The organism is Winslowiella toletana (assembly GCF_017875465.1).
Taxonomy (GTDB): domain Bacteria; phylum Pseudomonadota; class Gammaproteobacteria; order Enterobacterales; family Enterobacteriaceae; genus Erwinia; species Erwinia toletana.
Genome location: NZ_JAGGMQ010000001.1, coordinates 1,858,512 through 1,880,452, shown reverse-complemented (window position 1 = coordinate 1,880,452; position 21,941 = coordinate 1,858,512). Strand labels below are relative to the sequence as shown.

General features: G+C 53.6%; 21 protein-coding genes. 13 read left to right on the top strand and 8 right to left on the bottom strand.

Features of this window, described 5'->3' with window-relative positions; genetic code table 11:
- Positions 1–5: 5 nt before the first annotated feature.
- Both yhdP and tldD read left to right on the top strand, forming a co-directional pair.
- Positions 6–3,803, top strand: a complete 3,798-nt coding sequence (gene yhdP / locus J2125_RS08700; RefSeq protein ID WP_026111747.1) for an AsmA2 domain-containing protein YhdP — start codon at positions 6–8, stop codon at positions 3,801–3,803.
- Between the two features lie 102 nt (positions 3,804–3,905).
- Entirely contained in the window at positions 3,906–5,351 is a 1,446-nt protein-coding gene (tldD, locus tag J2125_RS08695; protein ID WP_017801495.1) for a metalloprotease TldD, read from the top strand.
- Between the two features lie 84 nt (positions 5,352–5,435).
- Here the strand turns inward: tldD and aaeR are convergent, their stop codons facing one another.
- Positions 5,436–6,353 carry an HTH-type transcriptional activator AaeR gene (aaeR, locus tag J2125_RS08690; RefSeq protein ID WP_026111746.1) on the bottom strand — a complete coding sequence of 306 codons (918 nt, stop codon included), beginning with the start codon at positions 6,351–6,353 and terminating at the stop codon, positions 5,436–5,438.
- A gap of 277 nt (positions 6,354–6,630) precedes the next feature.
- Here aaeR and aaeX point away from each other — a divergent pair, with 277 nt between their 5' ends.
- From aaeX to J2125_RS08665, 5 genes are all read left to right on the top strand, one after another.
- Complete coding sequence (aaeX, locus tag J2125_RS08685; RefSeq protein ID WP_017801493.1) at positions 6,631–6,834, top strand: p-hydroxybenzoic acid efflux pump operon protein AaeX; 204 nt, start codon at positions 6,631–6,633, stop codon at positions 6,832–6,834.
- A 7-nt stretch (positions 6,835–6,841) separates the two neighbouring features.
- Entirely contained in the window at positions 6,842–7,774 is a 933-nt protein-coding gene (gene aaeA, locus J2125_RS08680) for a p-hydroxybenzoic acid efflux pump subunit AaeA (RefSeq protein ID WP_017801492.1), read from the top strand.
- A gap of 11 nt (positions 7,775–7,785) precedes the next feature.
- Positions 7,786–9,753, top strand: coding sequence for a p-hydroxybenzoic acid efflux pump subunit AaeB (gene aaeB, locus J2125_RS08675; RefSeq protein WP_017801491.1), 1,968 nt, complete (start codon positions 7,786–7,788; stop codon positions 9,751–9,753).
- 137 nt (positions 9,754–9,890) lie between these two features.
- The gene (locus tag J2125_RS08670) at positions 9,891–11,345 is read left to right on the top strand and encodes an NAD-dependent succinate-semialdehyde dehydrogenase (RefSeq protein ID WP_017801490.1); all 1,455 of its coding nucleotides are present in this window, start codon (positions 9,891–9,893) and stop codon (positions 11,343–11,345) included.
- 22 nt (positions 11,346–11,367) lie between these two features.
- A complete protein-coding gene (locus J2125_RS08665; protein WP_017801489.1) occupies positions 11,368–11,637 on the top strand; it encodes a barstar family protein in 270 nt (89 codons plus the stop codon).
- Between the two features lie 88 nt (positions 11,638–11,725).
- Here the strand turns inward: J2125_RS08665 and yhcN (J2125_RS08660) are convergent, their stop codons facing one another.
- The 4 genes from yhcN (J2125_RS08660) to argR all read right to left on the bottom strand — a co-directional run bounded on the left by yhcN (J2125_RS08660) (position 11,726) and on the right by argR (position 13,625).
- Positions 11,726–11,989, bottom strand: coding sequence for a peroxide/acid stress response protein YhcN (gene yhcN / locus J2125_RS08660; protein WP_017801488.1), 264 nt, complete (start codon positions 11,987–11,989; stop codon positions 11,726–11,728).
- A 103-nt stretch (positions 11,990–12,092) separates the two neighbouring features.
- Positions 12,093–12,362: a peroxide/acid stress response protein YhcN gene (gene yhcN, locus J2125_RS08655; RefSeq protein WP_017801487.1), complete on the bottom strand. Its 270-nt coding sequence runs from the start codon at positions 12,360–12,362 to the stop codon at positions 12,093–12,095.
- A 104-nt stretch (positions 12,363–12,466) separates the two neighbouring features.
- Entirely contained in the window at positions 12,467–12,730 is a 264-nt protein-coding gene (gene yhcN, locus J2125_RS08650; protein WP_017801486.1) for a peroxide/acid stress response protein YhcN, read from the bottom strand.
- 424 nt (positions 12,731–13,154) lie between these two features.
- Positions 13,155–13,625 (bottom strand): transcriptional regulator ArgR, encoded by a 471-nt coding sequence (argR, locus tag J2125_RS08645; RefSeq protein WP_017801485.1) that lies wholly within the window; start codon positions 13,623–13,625, stop codon positions 13,155–13,157.
- A gap of 414 nt (positions 13,626–14,039) precedes the next feature.
- Between argR and mdh the strand changes: the two genes are divergently transcribed.
- On the top strand, positions 14,040–14,975 hold the full coding sequence (mdh, locus tag J2125_RS08640) for a malate dehydrogenase (protein WP_017801484.1): 936 nt from the start codon (positions 14,040–14,042) through the stop codon (positions 14,973–14,975).
- A gap of 48 nt (positions 14,976–15,023) precedes the next feature.
- On the opposite strand, the gene degS is transcribed toward mdh, so the two are convergent.
- The 3 genes from degS to zapG form a co-directional block, all read right to left on the bottom strand.
- Positions 15,024–16,085, bottom strand: a complete 1,062-nt coding sequence (degS, locus tag J2125_RS08635; protein WP_017801483.1) for an outer membrane-stress sensor serine endopeptidase DegS — start codon at positions 16,083–16,085, stop codon at positions 15,024–15,026.
- 95 nt (positions 16,086–16,180) lie between these two features.
- Positions 16,181–17,548 (bottom strand): serine endoprotease DegQ, encoded by a 1,368-nt coding sequence (gene degQ / locus J2125_RS08630; RefSeq protein WP_017801482.1) that lies wholly within the window; start codon positions 17,546–17,548, stop codon positions 16,181–16,183.
- A 130-nt stretch (positions 17,549–17,678) separates the two neighbouring features.
- A complete protein-coding gene (gene zapG, locus J2125_RS08625; protein WP_017801481.1) occupies positions 17,679–18,080 on the bottom strand; it encodes a Z-ring associated protein ZapG in 402 nt (133 codons plus the stop codon).
- A 178-nt stretch (positions 18,081–18,258) separates the two neighbouring features.
- Here zapG and zapE point away from each other — a divergent pair, with 178 nt between their 5' ends.
- The 5 genes from zapE to sspB all read left to right on the top strand — a co-directional run bounded on the left by zapE (position 18,259) and on the right by sspB (position 21,928).
- The gene (zapE, locus tag J2125_RS08620; protein WP_017801480.1) at positions 18,259–19,389 is read left to right on the top strand and encodes a cell division protein ZapE; all 1,131 of its coding nucleotides are present in this window, start codon (positions 18,259–18,261) and stop codon (positions 19,387–19,389) included.
- Positions 19,390–19,633: 244 nt separating this feature from the next.
- Positions 19,634–20,062, top strand: coding sequence for a 50S ribosomal protein L13 (gene rplM, locus J2125_RS08615; protein ID WP_017801479.1), 429 nt, complete (start codon positions 19,634–19,636; stop codon positions 20,060–20,062).
- 15 nt (positions 20,063–20,077) lie between these two features.
- Positions 20,078–20,470 (top strand): 30S ribosomal protein S9, encoded by a 393-nt coding sequence (gene rpsI / locus J2125_RS08610; RefSeq protein WP_017801478.1) that lies wholly within the window; start codon positions 20,078–20,080, stop codon positions 20,468–20,470.
- 317 nt (positions 20,471–20,787) lie between these two features.
- Positions 20,788–21,429: a stringent starvation protein SspA gene (gene sspA / locus J2125_RS08605; RefSeq protein WP_017801477.1), complete on the top strand. Its 642-nt coding sequence runs from the start codon at positions 20,788–20,790 to the stop codon at positions 21,427–21,429.
- A 4-nt stretch (positions 21,430–21,433) separates the two neighbouring features.
- Entirely contained in the window at positions 21,434–21,928 is a 495-nt protein-coding gene (gene sspB / locus J2125_RS08600) for a ClpXP protease specificity-enhancing factor (RefSeq protein ID WP_017801476.1), read from the top strand.
- Positions 21,929–21,941 lie beyond the last annotated feature (13 nt).

The following is a 21,941-nucleotide window of genomic DNA, read 5'->3' as shown; positions in this document are numbered from 1 at the left end:
CGTAAGTGAGGCAGTTGCCCAGGATCCTGTTATTAACAGGTGCAACAGTGATAGTGATCGTTGCGCTACTGGTCAGTGGCTTACGTTTAGCCATGCCTTATCTGGACAGCTATCGCAGCGCTATTCTGCATAAAATCTCTGCGGTCACTGATCTGCCCGTTAGCGCCAGTGCATTACAGGGCAGCTGGCAAAACTTTGGCCCGACGCTGGAGATTAAAGATCTTAATGTCGGGCTCAAAGATGGTGGCCGGCTGAAAATCGATCGCGTGACGCTGGCGCTGGATATCTGGCAGTCGCTGCTGCATGCCCGCTGGCAGTTCCGCGATCTGACCTTCTGGCAGATGCATTTCACCACCAATTCCTCACTGGTGGAGAGTGGTGATGACCACACCAGCTTTAAAGCCGATAAGATTAGCGACCTGTTTTTACGTCAGTTTGACCACTTCGATTTGCGTGACAGCAGCATCAGTTTTCTCACCCCCTCCGGCCAGCGCGCCGAACTTGCGATCCCGAAACTCACCTGGCTGAATGAAAAGACGCGCCATCGTGCCGAAGGCGAGGTCAGTCTCTCCAGCTTTACCGGCCAGCACGGCGTGGTGCAGGTACGTCTCGATCTCAGCGATAACAATGGTTTGCTTAATGAGGGACGCGTCTGGATGCAGGCGGACGATGTCGATGTTAAGCCATGGCTTGGTCAGTGGATGCGCGATAATACCACGCTGGATAGCGCGCGCTTTAGCCTCGCTGCGTGGCTGAGCCTGAAGCAGGGGGAAGTCTATGCCGGCGATGTCTGGCTGAAAAAAGGCGGCGCAGGCTGGCAGGGCGATCAGCGTCCGCACCGGCTGGATGTGGATAATGTCACGGCGCATGTCACCAGGGTCAACAGCGGCTGGTCGGTAAAGGTGCCACAAACCAGGTTTACTACCGATGGCGAAGCCTGGCCAGAAGGCGAGTTTTCGCTGCTGTGGCAGCCGGAGAATGGCATTCTGCCGGGGCCAGACCACAATGAAGAGCTGCGCGTCCGCGCCACTAAACTTGATTTACAGCGCCTTGAGCCGCTGATACCGCTGTTTTCTCCCTTATCGCCGCAGTTACTCAGTAACTGGCGCGCGATTCAGCCGCGTGGTCAGCTGGATGCACTGGCGCTCGATATCCCGCTTAAACAGCCAGAAAATAGCCGCTTCAGTGCCAGGTGGCGCGACCTGAGCTGGCAGCAGTGGAAATTACTGCCGGGAATGGAGCATTTTAGCGGTACGCTTTCCGGTGGCGTGGCGCATGGTCGTGTTGATTTGCTGGTCAACGATGCCAGCTTACCGTATGGCGATATGTTCCGCGCGCCGCTGGAGATTAAGCACGCGAGCGGCGCCATTGACTGGCGCTACAGCGATCAGGGAGTGAGCTTAAGCGGTAAAAATCTTGATGTTCAGGCGCGCTCACTGTGGGCTAAAGGAGATTTTAACTACAGTCAGCCCGCTAACCAGCCGCCGCGTCTCGATATTCTCGCCGGTATTAACCTGACTGATGCCGCAGATGCCTGGCGCTACTTCCCTGAACCGTTAATGGGCAAATCACTGGTTCACTATCTGACTGGCGCGATAAAAGGCGGCGAAGTGCATAATGCCACCCTGACCTTTGCCGGTGATCCGCATAAATTCCCGTTTAAACATAACGATGGCATGTTCGAAGTATGGGTACCGTTGCGTAACGCCACCTATGAATTTGAACCCGGCTGGCCCGCGCTGGAAAATCTGGCGATTGACCTCGATTTCCTGAATGACGGCCTGTGGATGAACGCGCCACAAGCGATGCTTGGCAAGGTGCAGGGAAAAAATATCACTGCAGTAATTCCGGACTATCTGAAAGAGAAGCTGATTATTAATGGTGATATCAGCGGCGCCGGACCGGAAGTGCGTAACTACTTTAATCAGTCGCCACTGAAATCCTCACTGGGCGCGGCCCTTGATGAACTCCAGATTGGCGGCGATGTAAGTGGTCGCTTACATCTTGATATTCCGCTGGATGGCCAGCAGGTACGCGCCAATGGTGAAGTGGCATTGCACGACAATACGCTGCTGATAAAACCGCTGGGAAGCACCCTGACCAAGCTTACTGGCCGTTTTAGCTATGACAATGGCAATCTGCAAAGCGATGATATGAGCGCCAGCTGGTTTGGGCAGCCGCTGGGGGTCAATTTTAATACCGTGGAAGGTGAAAAAGATTACCAGATCGGCGTCAACCTGAAAGGCGACTGGCAGCCTGCGCAGATAAAAGCCCTGCCGAAGCCGATTGCCAGCCAGCTGAAAGGCAGCGCGGCGTGGAACGGTAAAGTCGCGATTAATCTGCCGCATCAGGGTGGCGCAAAATATCAGGTCGACGTCAATGGCGATCTGAAAAAGGTAAGTAGTCACTTACCTTCTCCGCTGGATAAAACCGCGGGAAGTGCGTTGCCGGTGAAAGTTAGCGCCACTGGCAATCTGCAACATTTTGATCTCAGTGGTTCGCTGGGCGAGAAGCAGCGTTTTAACAGCCGCTGGCTGCTGGGCGATCGCCTGCGGGTTGATCGTGGCATCCTGGTCAACGACAGTAAAACCACGCCGCAACTGCCGGATCGCACCGGCATGGTGCTTAATTTACCGCCGCTGGATGGTGAAGCCTGGCTGGGATTAATGGCAGGCGGCAGCGAAGGGCAAACCGGACGCAGCTATCTGCCGGGCAATATTATCCTGCGCACCCCGTCGCTGACGCTGGCAGGCCAGCAGTGGCGCGATCTGGATGCCACCATCAGTCAGTCGGTGGGTGGCGGCACGCAGATTGAGGCGCAGGGGCGCGAAATTAAAGGCAGCCTGACGATTCCGGCCAGCGCTGCCTGGCGCGCGCATCTTAACTATCTTTATTACAACCCGCAGTTTGACAGCGCTGGTAGTGGCGGTAAATCGGCGCTGCCGGAAGATGCCACCTCAATTAACTTCAGCAGCTGGCCCGCACTGGATGTCACCTGTGATGAGTGCTGGCTGCGCGGGCAGAAATTTGGCCGCATGCAGGCTAATCTGACGCCGGACAACGATACGCTGACGCTGAAAAACGGTCTGATTGATAGCGGCAATGCACGCTTAACTGTAGCTGGCGAATGGGTAAATCGCCCTGGCGAGCAGCGTACCTCGCTGAAAGGTCAGTTAAGCGGCAAGAAAATTAATGATGCGTCGAACTGGTTTGGCGTGAATACGCCACTGCGCGATGCACCGTTTAATATCGATTACGACCTGCACTGGCGCTCAGCGCCATGGCAGCCATCGGAAGAGAGTTTAAGCGGCGTGCTGAAGAGTCATTTCGGCAAGGGCGAAATTGCTGACGTCAATACCGGGCGCGCCGGTCAGCTGTTGCGACTGGTCAGCTTTGATGCGCTGCTGCGCAAACTGCGTCTCGACTTTAGCGACACCTTTGGCCAGGGCTTCTATTTTGATTCCATTAACGGCACCGCATGGATTGAAAATGGCGTAATGCGTACCGACAATCTGCTGGTGGACGGACTTGAAGCCGATATCGCCATGCAGGGCAAAATGGATCTGGTCAAACGGCAGATTGATATGGAAGCGGTAGTGGCGCCGGAAATTTCCGCCACTGTCGGCGTGGCCGCCGCCTTTGTGGTGAACCCGGTAGTCGGTGCGGCGGTATTTGCCGCCAGCAAGGTGCTGGGGCCGCTATGGAATAAAATTTCGGTGCTGCGCTATCACATCAGCGGGCCGATTGATAAGCCAGAAATCAACGAAGTATTGCGCAAGCCGCGCGAGAGCAGCGCAAAGTGAATTTGACGCCACCAGCGATTTAACGCAGGCTTATCATATTCAGGGACGGCGTTCTCGCCGCCCACGCCAATGATTTGCACCATACAAAATAAGTGAGAAACGATGAGTCTGAATCTGGTAAGTGAGCAGTTACTAACTGCTAACGGTATTAATCATCAGGATCTATTTTCCCTTCTGGGGCAGCTTTCAGAACGTCGACTGGATTACGCCGATCTCTATTTCCAGACCAGCTATCACGAATCCTGGGTGCTGGAAGATCGCATTATTAAAGATGGGTCCTACAACATCGACCAGGGTGTTGGCGTCCGTGCCGTCAGCGGCGAGAAAACCGGCTTTGCCTACGCAGACCAGATTACGCTGAATGCACTGACGCAAAGCGCCAATGCGGCGCGCAGCATCGTGCGTGAACAGGGTGATGGTAAAAGTAAAACGCTGGGCGCGGTGGAGAACCGTTTACTGTATCCAGTCCTCGATCCGTTACAGAGCCTGTCGCGTGAAGATAAGATCGCATTGTTGCACCGCGTGGACAGCGCTGCGCGTGCTGCTGATAAACGTGTGCAGGAAGTGACCGCCAGCCTGACCGGTGTCTATGAGCAGGTGCTGGTTGCCGCCACCGATGGCACGCTGGCGGCGGATATCCGTCCGTTAGTGCGTCTCTCGGTCAGCGTGCAGGTTGAAGATAACGGTAAGCGCGAACGCGGTTCCAGCGGCGGCGGCGGTCGTAGCGGTTACGAGTTCTTCCTCGCGGATGAAAATGGCGAAGTGCGTGCCGAAGCCTGGGCGCGTGAAGCGGTGCGGATGGCGCTGGTTAATCTTTCGGCGGTTGCCGCACCGGCGGGCACCATTCCGGTGGTGCTGGGTGCAGGCTGGCCGGGCGTGCTGCTGCACGAAGCGGTAGGACACGGCCTGGAAGGTGATTTTAACCGTCGTGGTACGTCGGTATTTAGCGGTCAAATGGGCCAGCTGGTGGCTTCTGAGCTATGCACCGTGGTTGATGACGGTACTATCGATGGCCTGCGCGGTTCGCTGGCGATTGATGATGAGGGTGTTCCAGGTCAGTACAACGTGCTGATTGAAAACGGCATTCTTAAAGGTTATATGCAGGATAAACTGAACGCCCGTCTGATGGGGGTTAAGCCTACCGGTAATGGTCGTCGTGAATCCTATGCGCACCTGCCGATGCCGCGGATGACCAATACCTATATGCTGGCGGGTAAATCAACGCCGCAGGATATTATCGCAAGCGTCGAGTACGGCCTGTATGCGCCGAACTTTGGCGGCGGTCAGGTAGATATCACTTCCGGTAAGTTTGTTTTCTCAACGTCCGAAGCTTATCTGATTGAAAACGGCAAAGTGACTAAACCGGTGAAAGGCGCCACGCTGATTGGCTCCGGTATTGACGCGATGCAACAAATCTCAATGGTTGGTAACGACCTGGCGCTGGATAAAGGCGTGGGTGTCTGCGGTAAAGAGGGCCAGAGCCTGCCGGTGGGTGTTGGTCAGCCGACACTGAAACTGGATAAGCTGACAGTGGGTGGTACTGCCTGATTTACTGTTACCAGTCGCGGGCGGCGGGAACGCCTGTTACCACGGGTGCAAATCATCGACACGGGCGGCGACGCCGCCCGTCTTTTACCGCTTGCGGTGCTCCTGATAAATCGTCGCCACCTGCTTAAAATATTCTGTCAGATAGTTAATACATACCTGCACCTTTAGCGGCAGCTTATCTTTCTGCGTATAGACCGCATAAACCGGTCGCGGGTCGGACTGATACTGGCTAAACAGAATCTCTACCTCGCCTGCATTAATCTCATCAATCACCCACATCAGCGGAACATAAGCGATGCCGGTGCCCGCTTTCAGCCAGCGCGACAGCGTCTGCGAATCATTGGTGACAAAGCGCCCCTGCGGCGAAATGCGAATGGCGTTGCCTTCCGGCGACACCAGCTCAAAATCATTATCCGGACGCACGCTATACTCCAGCCAGGAAAAATTGCCAATATCCCCCGGCTTTTCTGGCGCGCCATGCTGCGCCAGATAGCTTTTCGCTGCGCAGACCACCATCGGCATCGAGCCGAGACGGCGTGAGAACAGGCTGGAGTCCTGCAATGCGCCGACGCGGATCACCACATCAAGGCCATCAGCGATTAAGTCGGGCGCCGGGATACCGGTGACCAGATTGACGGTCAGGCCAGGATATTCGCGCAGCATCTCAGCGGTCATGGTGGCGAGGACGTTCTGCGCCATGGTGGATGAGCTGCCAATGCGCAGGGTGCCAATCGGCGTATTGTTAAAGGCATACAGCTGTTCATGGACTTCCTGCGCTTCCGACAGCATGCGTCGGCAGCCCTGGAAATAGATTTTTCCGGCTTCGGTGAGGCCGATACTACGGGTGCTGCGGTTCAGTAGTTTTACCTGCAACTCATCTTCCAGTCTGGCGACGATCTGGCTGATTGCCGACACACTCATCTGCAACTGGCGTGCTGCAGCAGTAAAGGAACCCAATTCAACTACTTTGGCAAAAACCGACATGCCCTTTAGTCTTTCCATTGTTAACTCTGGCTTAAAAGTGATTTAGATCACATTATGATGAAAACTTATAGTCATCAGCGTTACTATATGGCTGCCGGGTGACCGTCTGGTTACTCACCCCATGTCGAGATTACCTGATGTTAAACTATCATTAGGTCACGATTCTGATTTTCGTCTGACAGTTTACCTGTTGCCCGACCATCATCAATCGGTAACGCGCACCCCCCCAGAATCACGGGAGGCGCCTCGTTTGGGCATTACGGCACCCCCGGCACTGTATGCAAAAGGATAAGAGATGAGTGTGCTTCCGGTTATTGTGGTGTTTGGACTGTCGTTCCCGCCGATATTTTTTGAACTTATCGTCGCGCTGCTGCTGTTCTGGCTGGTGCGTCGCGTGCTGATGCCCAGCGGTATTTATGATTTAGTCTGGCATCCGGCACTGTTTAATACTGCCCTGTTTTGCTGTCTGTTTTACCTGGTATCCCGTCTGTTCGTCTGAGGTCATAGTGAAAGCTCTAATAAGAAAAACCGCGCGTTATGCGATCACCATCATTCTGGTTATCATCGCCATTATCGTTATTTTCCGTGCATGGGTGTTCTATACCGAATCCCCGTGGACTCGTGACGCCAAATTTACCGCTGACGTAGTGGCTATCGCCCCTGATGTTAGCGGCCTGATCACCGATGTACGGGTGCATGATAACCAGCTGGTGAAGCAGGGCGAGGTGTTATTCACTATCGATATGCCCCGTTTCCAGAAAGCGTTAGATGAAGCGGAAGCGGATGTCGCCTACTACCAGGCGCTGGTCAGTGAGAAGCGCCGCGAAGCCGGACGTCGCAATCAGCTGGGCGTGCAGGCGATGTCGCGTGAAGCGATCGATCAATCGAATAACGATCTGCAAACCAGCGAGCATCAGTTAGCCAAATCGCGTGCGACGCGCGATCTGGCGCAGCTGGATCTCGATCGTACGGTGATCCGCGCGCCTGCTGCTGGCTGGATCACTAACCTCAATGTGCATGGTGGCGAGTTTATTACCCGCGGTTCTACAGCGGTGGCGCTGGTGAAGCAGAACAGCTTCTATCTGCTGGCGTACATGGAAGAGACCAAGCTGCATGGCGTGCGTCCGGGTTACCGCGTTGAGATTACGCCACTGGGCAGCAATATAGTGCTGCGTGGCACCGTTGACAGCGTGGCGGCCGGGGTAAATAACAGCAGCAGTACCGTCGACAGCAAAGGGATGGCGACCATCGATTCCAATCTTGAGTGGGTACGTCTGGCGCAGCGTGTGCCGGTGAAAATTCGTCTCGATCAGCAGCCGGGCAATCTCTATCCTTCCGGCACCACCGCAACGGTGGTGGTAACCGGCAGCGTGGATCGCAGTCGCGATCAGCTGCCGCCGATGACCCGCTTCTTCCAGCGCTTACGTGAGTTTGGTTAAGCGGAGCCACTATGCAAGGTTTAACCTTCGAACGTCTCCGCTTTCCGTTAAAGCTCACCTTTGCGGTGGTGATGGCGCTGTTTATCGGCTTTCATTTTAATCTGGCCACGCCGCGCTGGGCAGTGATGACCGCCGGGATTGTCGCCGGTGGCACCGCGTTTGCTGCGGGTGGCGATCCCTTCTCCGGTGCGCTGCGTCACCGCGGCCTGCTGAGGATTATCGGTACTTTTCTTGGCTGTATCGCCGCGCTGGTGATTATGATCAGCACCATTCGCGCGCCGGTAGTGATGCTGCTGCTGTGCTGCTTATGGGCGGGTATCTGCGTCTGGTTATCGTCGCTGATTAAAGTGGAGAACTCTTACGCGCTGGGCCTTGCCGGTTATACCGCGCTGATTATTGTGGTTACCGCTGATGCCAATGGCTCTCTGCTGCTGGCGCCACAGTATGCGATTGAGCGCTGCAGTGAAATTGTGATCGGTATTGTCTGTGCGATCGTTGCCGATCTGCTGTTTTCGCCGCGTTCGGTGAAAAACGATATCGATCGCGAGATCGACTCGCTGCTGGTGGATCACTATAAGCTGTTGCAGCTGTGCATCGCCCATGGCGACAAAGACGAAGTGGATAAATCCTGGAGCAGCCTGGTGCGCCGCACCAATGCGCTCAACGGCATGCGCAGCAATCTGATGATGGAATCCTCGCGCTGGCAGAAGGTTAACCGACGCCTGAAGGCGCTGCACACCCTGTCGCTGACGCTGATTACCCAGGCGGCGGAAACCTTTCTGATTCAGAACAGCCGTCCTGATTATCTGCCGCCACAGTATAAGGTGCTGTTTGAGAAAGAAGTCAGCAGCGTCGGTGACGTGCATAAACGCATGAAGCTGATGCGCCGGGTGATCACCGCCAGCAGCAGCAAAAACACGCCGGTGACCGTTGCCAGCTGGGTTGGGGCCGCGACCCGTTATCTGCTGTTGCTGAAAGGGATCCATACCAACAGCAGCATCAGCAGTGTTGAGGAAGCGGTGCTGAGCGACGCGGTAGTGATTAAAGCCAAATCGGCTGAAACCCGTCATGCGCTGATTAACGGCATCCGCACCTTTGTGGCGACGGCGCTGGGTTCGCTGTTCTGGTTATACACCGGCTGGACGTCAGGTAGCGGCTGTATGGTGATGCTGGCGGTCATTACCGCGCTGGCGATGCGCATGCCAAATCCGCTAATGATGGCGAAAGATTTTCTCTATGGTATGACCGTGGCGATTCCGCTGGGCGGTCTCTACTTTATGGTGATTATGCCGGCTACCCAGCAGAGCATGCTGCTGCTGTCGATTGCTATCGGCGGTCTGGCGTTTGTCGCCGGGATCTTTATCCAGCGGCGTCAGATTGGCACGCTCGGCGCTTTTGTCGGCACTCTGAATATTCTGGTGCTGGATAACCCGATGACCTTCGAGATTAAAATCTTTCTCGACAGCGCGTTAGGCCAGGTGATTGGCTGCTTTGTCGCCCTGATGGTGATCCTGCTGATTCGGGATACCTCGAAAGCGCGTATCGCCCGCACGTTGCTGAACCGCTTTATGTACGCGGCGGTATCGGCGATGACCACCAATCAGGCGCGTCGTAACGAAAACCATCTGCCCGCACTGTATCAACAGCTGTTTATGTTAATCAATCTGTTCCCCGGCGATATTGATAAGTATCGGCTGGCGCTGACGCTGATTATTGGCCATCAGCGTTTACGTACTGCGGATATCCCGATAAATGCCGATCTTTCGGCGTTCCATAAGCAGCTGCGTTATACCGCCGATCGGGTGATCGCCGCGCGCAGCGACGACAAGCGCCGTTACTACTTCGAGCGTCTGCTGCGTGAGTTCGATGAGTATCAGGAAAAGCTGGTGGATTATGATGCACCGCTTAGCGTTACCGAGCCGGTAAAACGGCTGGCGGATATGCTGAAAAAGTATCAGAACACGCTGATTTTAGTCTGACCCCACGCCGGTGCCCTGCGGGCATCGGCGCCCCGCGTTGACAATTCTTATCTCCTGAAACAACTCCGTCATCAAACCCCTGAGTTTTGCCAACTATACTGAGCTAATCAGGATGGCAAATTGCTCAGGAGAAACTTATGTCTCATACCACCTTGCAAGATAACGATCTTTTCCAGACCGGCTTTCTGGCCGACGGCAAATGGCACGCGCTGAAAGAGACCTTTGCGGTGCTTAACCCCGCCACTGGCGAAGCCATTGCGCAGGTTGCGAAAGCCGGTAAAAACGAAACCGAGCAGGCGATTGCTGCTGCTCAGCGTGCATTCCCGGCATGGCGGGCGAAAACCGCTAAAGAGCGCGCCGAAATTCTTCATCGCTGGTATCAGCTGATGATTGAGAATAAACGCTGGCTGGGTCAGCTGATGACCGCCGAGCAGGGTAAACCGATTAAAGAAGCTGAAGGTGAAGTGGAGTATGCCGCCAGCTTTATTCAGTGGTTTGCCGAGCAGGCCAAACGGGTTAACGGCGAGATTATTCCGCCCGCCAAAGCAGGATCGCGCATCTATGCCACCCGTGAACCGATTGGCGTGGTCGCGGCGATTACGCCGTGGAACTTCCCGATGGCGATGCTGACGCGCAAACTGGGGCCAGCGCTGGCCGCTGGCTGTACCGGGATTATAAAACCGGCCAATAACACGCCGCTTTCGGCTTTTGCCCTGCTGGCATTGGCGAAAAAAGCCGGTGTGCCGGATGGCGTGCTTAATGCGGTAGCGGGGGATACGCATGCTATCAGCGATGCGATTATGGCCAGCAAAGCGGTGCGTAAAATCTCCTTCACCGGGTCGACTCAGGTCGGCAAACTGTTAATGCGCAACGCCGCCGAAACGATGAAAAAAGTGTCGATGGAACTGGGCGGCAATGCGCCCTATATCGTATTTGAAGATGCCGATATCGATGCTGCGGTGAAAGGGGCGATTGCCAATAAATTCCGCAATGCCGGACAGGTGTGCGTCAGCGTTAACCGCTTCTATATTCACGACAGCGTCTATGACAAGTTTGTTAACCAGCTGGCGGCGGAAGTGAATCAGCTGAAGGTAGGCAATGGCGTCGATGAAGGCGTGGTGGTCGGCCCGCTGATCGAGCAGTCGGCGCTGGAAAAAGTGGAAGAGCACGTGAAAGATGCGGTGGCGCAGGGCGGACGGATTGTTGCCGGCGGCGCACGACATCCGCTGGGCGGCAATTTCTGGCAACCAACGGTTATCGCCGATGCTCATGAAGGGATGAAGCTGGCGAAGGAAGAGACCTTTGGTCCGGTGGCCGCCTGCTTCCATTTTACCGATGAAGAGGATGTGATCCGCCGCGCTAACGATACTGACTTTGGACTTGCCGCCTACTTCTATACACAGAACCTGCAACGCGTATTCCGCGTGTCGGCGGCGCTGGAGAGCGGGATGGTCGGCATTAACGAGTGTGCGGTATCAACTGAGCTGGCGCCGTTTGGCGGCGTAAAAGAGTCTGGCCTTGGCCGGGAAGGCTCGGTGCTGGGACTGGAGGAGTTTCTGGAGGTAAAAGCCCTGCATCTTGGTGGGCTGTAAGATTTTTTGCGGAGCGGTCGGCATGAAAAAAGAGAGCTTTGATTTTAACGAGATCGTCGATCAGGCCCATTTTTACCGTCAATTCAGCGAGCGTTTCGCGCTGGCCGACCGCCTGATTACCGATCTGGATTCGCTATGGGACGCGGTGACCCTCTCGCTGTTACCGTTACCGGTCGAGATTGAGTTTATTAATCTGGGATCGGGTCAGAAGCGACGTTATGGCGCGCTGATCCTGTTGTTTGACGAAGCTGAAGAGGAGCTTGAGGGGCAGCTCCGCTTCAACGTTCGGTAGGAAAAAGCGGAAAGGCTGAATGGCAGTGGCAAAAAGGGCCCCGGCGAACGGGGCCAAAAGGTTCGTAGATCAGCAGATCAACGAGGAATTATTTATACAGCTCGGCGGTGGCGTGCCAGCTGTCGCCAGTACGCGCTTCAATCACCCGATAAGCGCTGGCGCCTTGCGCATCCGCTTTCTGTGACAGCGCCTGACGTATATCAATCGGTGCGCCGCCGGTGCCGCTGACGCTAATGGTTCCCGCAGACTGCAGATTGTTTGCCTGTTGTGTGGTGACCAGTTCAGCTGCCGAAGCGCCGAAGGTGATCAGTGACAGCAGACTCAATGTTGCGATGGTTGTTTTGATTTTCATTTGTTCCTCTCCTCATTGTGATCAACAACCTGCGGGTTAAACATCATGACCAGGTCGTCGATGTCACGGACGGACGTGACGGTATTACGTCCGTAGCGGTGAATTATTTATAGATTTCAGCGGTAGCGTGATAGTTGCCGTTGTTATACGCCTCGATCACACGGTATGAACTGGCGCCCTGCTGGTTAGCTTTCTCTGACAGTGCTTCACGGATAGTCATTGGCGAACTATCGAGGCCGCTAACGGAGATAGTGCCGACGGACTGCAGGTTTTCGCTGGCAGCTTGCTGGGTGGTGACCAGGTTTGCCGCGCTGGCGCCGAAAGAGAGAACGGAAGCCAGACCTAAAGCAGCGATAGCGATTGTGGTTTTCATAATATTTACTCCAGAAACAGGTTTTTCAGGGCAACCGAAAGGATTGAAACGCCATTTTTATTCTTGGGGCTGCCGTCGTGGTTAAGAGGTTTTACTGCAATAACTTATTTGTACAGTTCAGCTGTCGCATGCCAGTTGCCGTTTTCATAGGCTTCGATCACGCGGTAGGCTTTTGCGCCTTTCTGGTCAGCTTTTTCCATCAGCGCCTGTTTCATATCCATCGGCGCACCGGCGATGCCGCTGACACTAATCACACCTGCAGGCTGCAAATTCTGCGCCTGGTCTGCATTGATGGATTCAGCGGCGAAAGCGCCAAATGACAGAGCAGAAAGGATGCTAAAGGTAGCGATAGTAGTTTTAACGTTCATATTTATTTCCTCGTCATCTATTTTTATCTTTTTATTTACTGTGATTCTCATCACGGAAATAAGTATAGATCTAATCACGTAGGAAATTAATACCCTGCTAATAATGTTTTGTTGTGACACTTCGCAAGGAAAGCGCTTTTTAATAACCATTAGTTATAAAAAATGCTTATAGTTTACGCTTGTCATGTTAATGTCATGTAAAAACAGTCACATAAGTGACTTTAGCTATTCGTGCGTAACTTTGCAGTTGATCACACCAGTACAGCACGGTGATCAGGGTAAAAGAGTGAGATTGTAGTATTAAGCCAGTGATTTATGCGTTGCGATGGGTGTTGCGGGCGATAAATAACAAACAGCCGACGATGTCGGCTCTAAGTAAAGCTGATGATAAAGCGGGGTAAGCGGCAGGTTACACGTGCGCGTTTTATAGTTCCTGTTCGAATAACATCAGGATCGCGTCGTACAGTTGCTTAACGGTAAAGGCACGCGCAGGCGTAATAAAGATGGTGTCATCACCAGCGATGGTGCCGAGGATGCCTTCGGCTTTACCCAGTGAGTCGAGCAGGCGGGCAATCAGCTGCGCAGCGCCCGGGCTGGTGTGAATCACCACCAGTGCATCGTTATAGTCGATATCCAGCACCAGGTTTTTCAGCGGGCTGGTGGTGGTAGGGACGCCAAGCTCTGCAGGCAGGCAGTAAACCATCTCCATTTTCGCATTGCGGGTACGCACTGCGCCGAATTTGGTCAGCATACGCGATACTTTGGACTGGTTAATATTGTCGAAACCCTCATCCTGCAGCGCCAGAACAATCTCGCCTTGAGAGCTAAATTTTTCTTCTTTCAGTAAGGCTTTAAATGCCTTAATCAAATCGTCTTGTTTTGATGGGTTACGCATACGTTACCGATATAAAAGAGGAAATAACAGGATGCCCAGCGGTGGGCGATAAATTATTATGCATTTAAATGAATTGTTATGCAAATGGACTTTAGTGGTCAATGGGTGTGATTTTCACTGCGGGCGCGCATCTTAACAAACTTTTCTCATGATGAGAAATGTGAGGCAACGCATACTATTAGTGTGTGAAGTGAACAGGATGTTATAAAATTGATAGTGTTCTGATTATCTGGTGGTTGTACGAAATGACATCAGTTCGGTTTTCCGGCGCCCGGCTCAGGCTTTTTTTAACTAAGTTAAGCGTGACAGCTCGTAAAATGATGTCAACATCCTCGTCATTCGCCTGTGGGTTGGTTATTCTCGCAACCAGATGGATTCACGGCACTTTTTGCTCACAATAATAAGGAGTTTAGGATGAAAGTTGCAGTTCTCGGTGCAGCTGGCGGTATTGGCCAGGCTCTCGCACTTCTGCTTAAAACCCAGCTTCCGGCAGGTTCAGAACTTTCCCTGTACGACATCGCTCCGGTCACCCCTGGTGTGGCCGTTGATTTAAGTCATATCCCTACAGCAGTAAAAATCAAAGGTTTCAGCGGAGAAGACGCGACCCCGGCCCTGAAAGGTGCGGATGTGGTGCTGATCTCTGCGGGCGTGGCACGTAAACCGGGTATGGATCGCTCCGACCTGTTTAATGTGAACGCCGGTATTGTGCGTAATCTGATTGAACAGGTTGCCAGTACCAGCCCAAAAGCGCTGATTGGCATCATTACTAACCCGGTTAATACCACCGTGGCGATTGCCGCCGATGTGCTGAAAAAAGCCGGTGTTTACGACAAAAACAAACTGTTCGGTGTCACTACGCTGGATATTATCCGCGCCAACACCTTTGTGGCTGAGCTGAAAGGCAAACAACCGGAAGATCTGAATGTACCGGTTGTCGGTGGTCACTCAGGCGTGACTATTCTGCCGCTGCTGTCGCAGATCCCTGGCGTCAGCTTTAGCGAACAGGAAGTCGCTGATCTGACCAAACGTATCCAGAACGCCGGTACCGAAGTGGTGGAAGCCAAAGCCGGTGGCGGTTCCGCAACCCTCTCAATGGGACAGGCGGCGGCACGTTTTGGTCTCTCCCTGGTGCGCGCACTGAAGGGTGAAAGCAACGTGGTGGAGTGTGCCTATGTTGAGGGTGACGGTGAGTATGCCCGTTTCTTCTCGCAGCCACTGCTGCTGGGCAAAAACGGTATTCAGGAACGTCAGCCAATCGGCAAGCTGAGCGCATTTGAACAGCAGTCGCTGCATGGCATGCTGGATACGCTGAAGCAAGATATTAAGCAGGGTGAAGAGTTCGTTAAATAATCCCGGCAGGATCAGGAAAATAACAGGGAGTGATCATCGGCTCCCTGTTTAATTCTGCTGCGGATATTCGAGGATGGTTACCGGCAACGTCAGTTTCTGATCATTGCGGATCACCTGCACTTCAATCACCGAACCCGGGCGAATCTCTGCCACCTGATCCATGGTTTCCTGAGCAGAAACCGCCGCTTTATCATTAACGCTGGTTATCACATCGTTAACCTCAATGCCCGCCTTGGCTGCCGGTCCGCCAGGCGCCACTTCACTGACCACTATGCCCTGAATACGGTCAATACCCGCACCCTGACCATGTAGCGGCGGCACTTCACGTCCGGTAATGCCGATATAGCCACGAATCACACGTCCGTCACGAATCAGCTTATCCATGATTTTGCTGGCCAGCGCAGTAGGAATGGCAAAGCCAATACCTTCCGGCGTTTCGCCATCATTGCTTTTATCAAAGGAGAGGGTATTGATGCCCATCAGCTCGCCCAGCGAGTTAATCAGCGCGCCGCCGGAATTACCATGGTTGATCGAGGCATCGGTCTGCAGGAAGTTCTGGCGACCTGAAGGGCTGAGGCCGACACGGCCGGTGGCGCTGATAATCCCCTGCGTCACGGTCTGACCGAGGTTATAAGGATTGCCAATCGCCATAACGATATCGCCAACGTGGGCGAGCCGTTTCGGATTGATGGTGATGACCGGCAGGTTGGAGGCGGTAATTTTTAGCACTGCAAGGTCGGTCAGGCTATCCGAGCCGACCAGCATCGCTTCAAAAAAACGGCCATCCTGCAAAGCGACAATAATCTGGTCAGCATTATTAATTACGTGCCGGTTGGTCAGAATATAGCCTTTTGCGTTCATAATCACGCCGGAACCGAGGGTGGTGACACCCCCATTTTGTGCGCCATTGCTGGCGCCACGGTTGTAGACGTTGACCACGGCAGGCACCGCGCGGCGCACGCCGCGGTTATAACTCACGGGCGTCTCATCGGCGCTGTCATCCTGCGCGGAAATCAGATTACTGCTAAGTCTCAGCGCTGGCATCGCTGCTAATAAAATACCCGCAACGATCAGGCCAAGGATCACCGAACGCAAAAGTTTAGGAAACATGGTGTTAAGTTAGCCAGGAATGAACAAAAAGAAGAATAACATGAGTTACGCGGACACACACAGAGTTGTGTGTCCGCGTCGTACTGACAATAACCTTAACGCAGCAGCAGATAGATGCTTTCGCCGGCGCGCACCACATTCAGCGCTATCAGTGGTGGCTTGGCTTCCAGCGCTTTACGCAGCTCAGCAAGGTTGTGGATCGGGTTACGGTTGATGCCGATAATGACATCATCTTTATGCAAACCGACCTGCTCCGCAGGAGTTGATTTAGCGATCGCATCGACTTTCACCCCTTTAGTACCGTCTTTCAGCTGACCGTCACTGAGCGTAGCGCCCTGCAACGCCGGTGACAGCTGCGCGGCGCTGGCGGTGCTCTGCGTGCTGTTTTCCAGCTTAACGGTGACCGCAACCGGCTTACCGTCGCGCAGCAGGCCAAGTTTGACCTCTTTGCCCGGTGCGGTGGTGCCAATCTTCACACGCAGCTCAGCAAAGCTGGTGATCGGCTTATCATCAATGGAGACAATGATATCGCCCGCTTTAATTCCGGCGCTGGCCGCCGCCGATTTCGGCAGTACTTCGCTGACAAAGGCGCCGCGCTGGGCATCAACATTAAAGGCTTTGGCCATTTCGGCAGTCATTTCGGTACCTTTAATCCCTAACTGACCGCGCTTCACTTCCCCAAACTCAATCAGTTGCTGCGCCAGATTCATTGCCATATTGGCCGGGATGGCAAAGCCGATACCGATATTGCCGCCGCTTGACGCCAGAATCGCGGTATTAATACCAATCAGCTCACCATTCAGATTGACCAGCGCGCCGCCGGAATTACCGCGGTTAATGGCGGCATCGGTCTGGATAAAGTTTTCCAGCCCCTCCAGGTTCAGTCCGCTACGGCCCAGCGCCGAGATGATCCCGGAGGTGGCGGTTTGTCCCAGACCAAACGGGTTGCCAATCGCTACGGCAAAATCGCCCACTTTCAGCTGGTCGGAGTCGGCGATTTTCACCTGCGTCAGATTTTTTGCGCCGCTAATCTGAATCAGCGCAATATCGGTCTGTTCATCATGGCCGATCAGTTTGGCGTCATATTCGTTGCCATCACTTAGCTGCACGCTGATTTTATCCGCGCCATTCACCACATGATTATTGGTGAGCACATAGCCTTTCTCAGCATTGATAATCACCCCGGAGCCAAGACCCTCAAACGGCTGCGGCTGACTATCACCTCCTCCTTCCTGGCCGAAGAAGCGCTTCAGTGGCTCGGGAATATCCTGAGTCTGCACCTGGGTGCCTTCAACATGTACGCTGACCACCGCTGGCAACACTTTTTCCAGCATTGGCGCCAGGCTCGGCAGCGATTGTCCCTGAATCTGCGCCGGCAACGCCGCCATGGCTTGCGGTGCGACAGTTAAATTCAGGCCAATACTCAGGGCTAATGCGCTAAACAGTAATGATTTTTTCTTCATCGTTACGACGCTCTCGCTGCAAAAAAATGGGAGTTAAAAGAGTGTGAGGACTGCAAATTGTGACAGATGATTCGGCAAAGGGTTCGGCGCTTTCACGCTAAAAGGGCGCCTGAAGCGCCCGGAAAATCAATTAATCGCGTTTAGCGCGTTCGCCGCGCAACAGGCCAGATGCGCCTTCGGAGTAATCACGCGGCATCTGCACCGGAACCTGATCGTTATCCGCTTCTGCTTCAGTTAACTGATAAGCAAACGGGTTCTTTTCACCCGGCAGATTTGGCAACAGGTCGTTCGAACCTTTCGCCATATGCTGATAAAGCTGACGATAATCACGCGCCATATTGTCGAGCAACTCGGCACTCTGCGCGAAGTGATTAGTCAGTTCATCACGATAGTCGGCCAGTTCGGCCTTGGTTTTTTCCAGCTCATACTGCATGCTACGCTGCTCACGCAACTTCTTGTTACCAAAACGCATTGCCACCGCGCCGATAAAAATACCAACCACTAAACCAATAAGCGCGTATTCCCAGGTCATATCATGACTCCCATGTTGTCTTCGTTGTTCCGTAGGGCCTTTCAACTTAATAATAGCCACTATACCCGCTAATCTATTCGAAGTGGAATCCTGCGGCTGCATCGCTTAGTGTAGAACGGCCTTTTTTTCGCCAGCCAATGGCGGGACAGACCTCTTTTTCAGGGAATGTAATCGAACCATGCAAACAACTTCTCCTCTGGCGCTCTATCAGCAGGCGCTGAACAACGGTGAATATCAGGCCGATGATGTTCAGCGCGCCGCCATTACCCGTTTAGACGCGATGCAGCAGGCTTTAAGCGCTGCGCCGGCACTTACGCCAGCGCCAGGTAAAGGGCTATTTGGTAAGCTTAGCAGGCTGATGAGCAAGGAGAAAAACAGCCAGATTGCGCCGGTGCGCGGCTTATATATGTGGGGTGGTGTCGGCCGCGGCAAGACCTGGCTGATGGATATGTTTTTTCGGGCTATTCCTGGCGATCGCAAACTTCGTCTGCATTTTCACCGCTTTATGTTGCGGGTGCATCAGGAGCTGACCGAACTGCAGGGGCAGTCAGATCCGCTGGAGATTATCGCCGACCGCTTTAAGGCGCAGACCGATATCCTTTGTTTTGATGAGTTTTTTGTTTCCGATATTACCGATGCGATGCTGCTGGGGACGCTAATGGAAGCGCTGTTCGCCCGCGGCATCTCGCTGGTGGCGACATCCAACATTCCGCCGGACGATCTGTATCGCAATGGTCTGCAACGCGCGCGTTTTCTGCCAGCAATTGAATTGATTAAGCGTCATTGTGATATCATGAACGTGGATGCCGGTATTGATTACCGTCTGCGTACCCTGACCTCCGCACATTTGTGGATGCAGCCGCTCAGTGAACAGACCGATCGTGAGATGGATCGGATGTTCGTTGCGCTGGCCGGACAGGCGCGCGACGAGGATAAACCGGTACTGGAGGTCAATCACCGCGCTCTGCCGACGTTAGGTCTGGCCGAAGGGGTGGTGGCGCTGGATTTCCACACCTTGTGTGGCGAAGCCCGTAGCCAGCACGACTACATCGAACTGTCGCGTCGTTTTCATAGCGTGCTGCTGTTTAATGTGCCGGTGATGATCAACCGCACCGAAGATCAGGCTCGCCGTTTTCTGGCGCTGGTAGATGAATTCTACGAGCGCCACGTCAAGCTGGTGGTAGCGGCGGAAACGTCGCTGTTTGAGATTTATCAGGGTGAACGGCTGAAGTTTGAGTACCAGCGTTGTTTGTCGCGTTTGCAGGAGATGCAGAGCGAAGAATACCTGCGGCTTGACCATTTACCCTGAGCGGGTGAAAAAACCTTCCGGGGTCGTGGATTTAATCGTAAAAAAGGGTCGCGCTTTGTGTGCGACTTCTCTATAATCTTGCGACCCCACGTTACAGCAAAGGTTTTTTTCCCAAAACTTTTGTGTTCCGGTAACGCTATCCGAAGGGGTGGCTTGCTGGTCAAGATGGTCGTGTGAGCCTCAACCGTTTATTCAAGCGTTTGGGATTTCACCAACGTGTAACTTAATTTGGGTAAGCTTTCAGATGAAAACTTTTACAGCTAAACCAGAAACCGTAAAACGTGACTGGTACGTTGTCGACGCAACGGGCAAAACTTTAGGTCGCCTGGCGACTGAACTGGCTTCGCGTCTGCGCGGTAAGCACAAAGCGGAATATACTCCGCACGTCGATACTGGTGATTACATCATCGTTCTGAACGCTGAGAAAGTTGCTGTAACCGGCAACAAGCGTACTGACAAGATTTATTACCATCACACCGGTCACATCGGTGGTATCAAGCAAGCGACCTTCGAAGAGATGATTGCTCGCCGTCCTGAGCGTGTGATTGAAATCGCGGTTAAAGGCATGTTGCCAAAGGGCCCGCTGGGTCGTGCTATGTACCGTAAACTGAAAGTTTACGCGGGCAACGAGCACACCCATGCGGCACAGCAACCGCAAGTTCTGGACATTTAATCGGGATTATAGGCAATGGCTGAGAATCAAAACTACGGCACTGGTCGCCGCAAAAGCTCTTCCGCTCGCGTCTTTATTAAGCCGGGTAGCGGTAACATCGTTATTAACCAGCGTTCTCTGGAACAGTACTTCGGTCGTGAAACTGCCCGCATGGTAGTTCGTCAGCCGCTGGAACTGGTCGACATGGTTGGTAAATTTGATCTGTACATCACTGTTAAAGGTGGTGGTATCTCTGGTCAGGCTGGTGCGATCCGTCACGGTATCACACGCGCTCTGATGGAGTATGACGAGTCACTGCGTGGCGAACTGCGTAAAGCAGGCTTCGTTACTCGTGATGCGCGTCAGGTTGAACGTAAGAAAGTCGGCCTGCGTAAAGCACGTCGTCGTCCACAGTTCTCCAAACGTTAATTCGCACTGTTTACAGAGCAAATTATCGAAAACCCGGTGCCTGCACCGGGTTTTTTTATTGGCTGATGCCAGATAAACTGTCGAATCTCAGCGCTCACTAGCATTTTCCCGCCAAATCTACAACACTGCCCCCACAACCTGCCTAAAATCTGGTAAACTGTCTGTCACTTTGCGCCCGTATGCCGGGTGGTTACAGGTGCTGATCCTCTGCGGATGCCGGATCGGCGTAACTTTTGGCCGGGCGGTTGTATTAAGCAGGTTAGTCGCCTCGTGGTTGGCTATTCGCAGTAATTTTCTCGATAAACTTGGAGGTTTTCATGGCTGTCGCTGCCAACAAACGTTCGGTAATGACGCTGTTTTCTGGTCCGACTGACATCTTTAGCCATCAGGTACGTATCGTACTGGCTGAAAAGGGTGTCAGTGTAGAGATCGAGCAGATTGAAACGGATAATCTGCCGCAGGATCTGATTGACCTCAATCCCTATCGCACCGTGCCAACGCTGGTGGATCGCGAGCTGACGCTGTATGAATCTCGCATCATCATGGAATATCTTGATGAGCGTTTCCCGCATCCGCCATTAATGCCGGTTTACCCGGTGGCGCGCGGCGAGAGCCGTCTGATGATGCACCGTGTGGAGCAGGACTGGTACAGCCTGATGCGTAAAGTTGAAAACGGCAATGCGCAGGAAGCTGACGCAGCGCGTAAACAACTGCGTGAAGAGCTGCTGGCTATTGCACCACTGTTCGCCCGCACCCCATTCTTTATGAGCGAAGAATTTAGTCTGGTGGACTGCTATCTGGCGCCGCTGCTGTGGCGTTTACCGCAGATGGGCATTGAGCTGATCGGCACCGGTTCGAAAGAGCTGAAAGGCTATATGACGCGCGTGTTTGAGCGTGATTCCTTCCTGGCTTCCCTGACGGAACCAGAACGTGAAATGCGCCTGCAAACCCGGGGCTGATAGTATGGAAATGTCGCAACTAACCGCACGTCGTCCTTATCTGCTACGAGCATTTTACGAGTGGCTGCTGGATAACCAGTTGACGCCGCATTTAGTCGTAGACATCAACCTGCCTGGTGTAATGGTGCCGCTGGAATATGCGCGTGATGGACAGATCGTTCTGAATATCGCGCCGCGCGCTGTCGGTAACCTTGAGCTGGGCAATGATGAAGTCAGCTTTAATGCTCGTTTTGGTGGCGTACCGCGTCAGGTAACAGTACCACTGAATGCGGTGCTGGCCATTTATGCGCGTGAGAACGGTGCAGGCACGATGTTTGAGCCTGAACCTGCGTATGAAGAGGGCGGTGAAAACAGCTTTATGGCTGAGCAGGATGAACCGGAAACCGTGATGTCAGTAATTGATGGTGACCGTCCTGATGACGCCAGCGATGACGATAATAATCCTGATGATGATCCGCCTCCGCGCGGTGGTCGTCCGGCGCTTCGCGTTGTTAAATAAGCGTTAAATAAAA

Coding starts and splice junctions, on each gene's coding strand:
- tldD (WP_017801495.1), top strand. CDS start 3,906: ATGAGTCTGAATCTGGTAAGTGAGCAGTTACTAACTGCTAACGGTATT.
- aaeR (WP_026111746.1), bottom strand. CDS start 6,353: ATGGAAAGACTAAAGGGCATGTCGGTTTTTGCCAAAGTAGTTGAATTG.
- aaeX (WP_017801493.1), top strand. CDS start 6,631: ATGAGTGTGCTTCCGGTTATTGTGGTGTTTGGACTGTCGTTCCCGCCG.
- aaeB (WP_017801491.1), top strand. CDS start 7,786: ATGCAAGGTTTAACCTTCGAACGTCTCCGCTTTCCGTTAAAGCTCACC.
- J2125_RS08670 (WP_017801490.1), top strand. CDS start 9,891: ATGTCTCATACCACCTTGCAAGATAACGATCTTTTCCAGACCGGCTTT.
- J2125_RS08665 (WP_017801489.1), top strand. CDS start 11,368: ATGAAAAAAGAGAGCTTTGATTTTAACGAGATCGTCGATCAGGCCCAT.
- yhcN (WP_017801488.1), bottom strand. CDS start 11,989: ATGAAAATCAAAACAACCATCGCAACATTGAGTCTGCTGTCACTGATC.
- yhcN (WP_017801487.1), bottom strand. CDS start 12,362: ATGAAAACCACAATCGCTATCGCTGCTTTAGGTCTGGCTTCCGTTCTC.
- yhcN (WP_017801486.1), bottom strand. CDS start 12,730: ATGAACGTTAAAACTACTATCGCTACCTTTAGCATCCTTTCTGCTCTG.
- argR (WP_017801485.1), bottom strand. CDS start 13,625: ATGCGTAACCCATCAAAACAAGACGATTTGATTAAGGCATTTAAAGCC.
- mdh (WP_017801484.1), top strand. CDS start 14,040: ATGAAAGTTGCAGTTCTCGGTGCAGCTGGCGGTATTGGCCAGGCTCTC.
- degS (WP_017801483.1), bottom strand. CDS start 16,085: ATGTTTCCTAAACTTTTGCGTTCGGTGATCCTTGGCCTGATCGTTGCG.
- degQ (WP_017801482.1), bottom strand. CDS start 17,548: ATGAAGAAAAAATCATTACTGTTTAGCGCATTAGCCCTGAGTATTGGC.
- zapG (WP_017801481.1), bottom strand. CDS start 18,080: ATGACCTGGGAATACGCGCTTATTGGTTTAGTGGTTGGTATTTTTATC.
- zapE (WP_017801480.1), top strand. CDS start 18,259: ATGCAAACAACTTCTCCTCTGGCGCTCTATCAGCAGGCGCTGAACAAC.
- rplM (WP_017801479.1), top strand. CDS start 19,634: ATGAAAACTTTTACAGCTAAACCAGAAACCGTAAAACGTGACTGGTAC.
- rpsI (WP_017801478.1), top strand. CDS start 20,078: ATGGCTGAGAATCAAAACTACGGCACTGGTCGCCGCAAAAGCTCTTCC.
- sspA (WP_017801477.1), top strand. CDS start 20,788: ATGGCTGTCGCTGCCAACAAACGTTCGGTAATGACGCTGTTTTCTGGT.
- sspB (WP_017801476.1), top strand. CDS start 21,434: ATGGAAATGTCGCAACTAACCGCACGTCGTCCTTATCTGCTACGAGCA.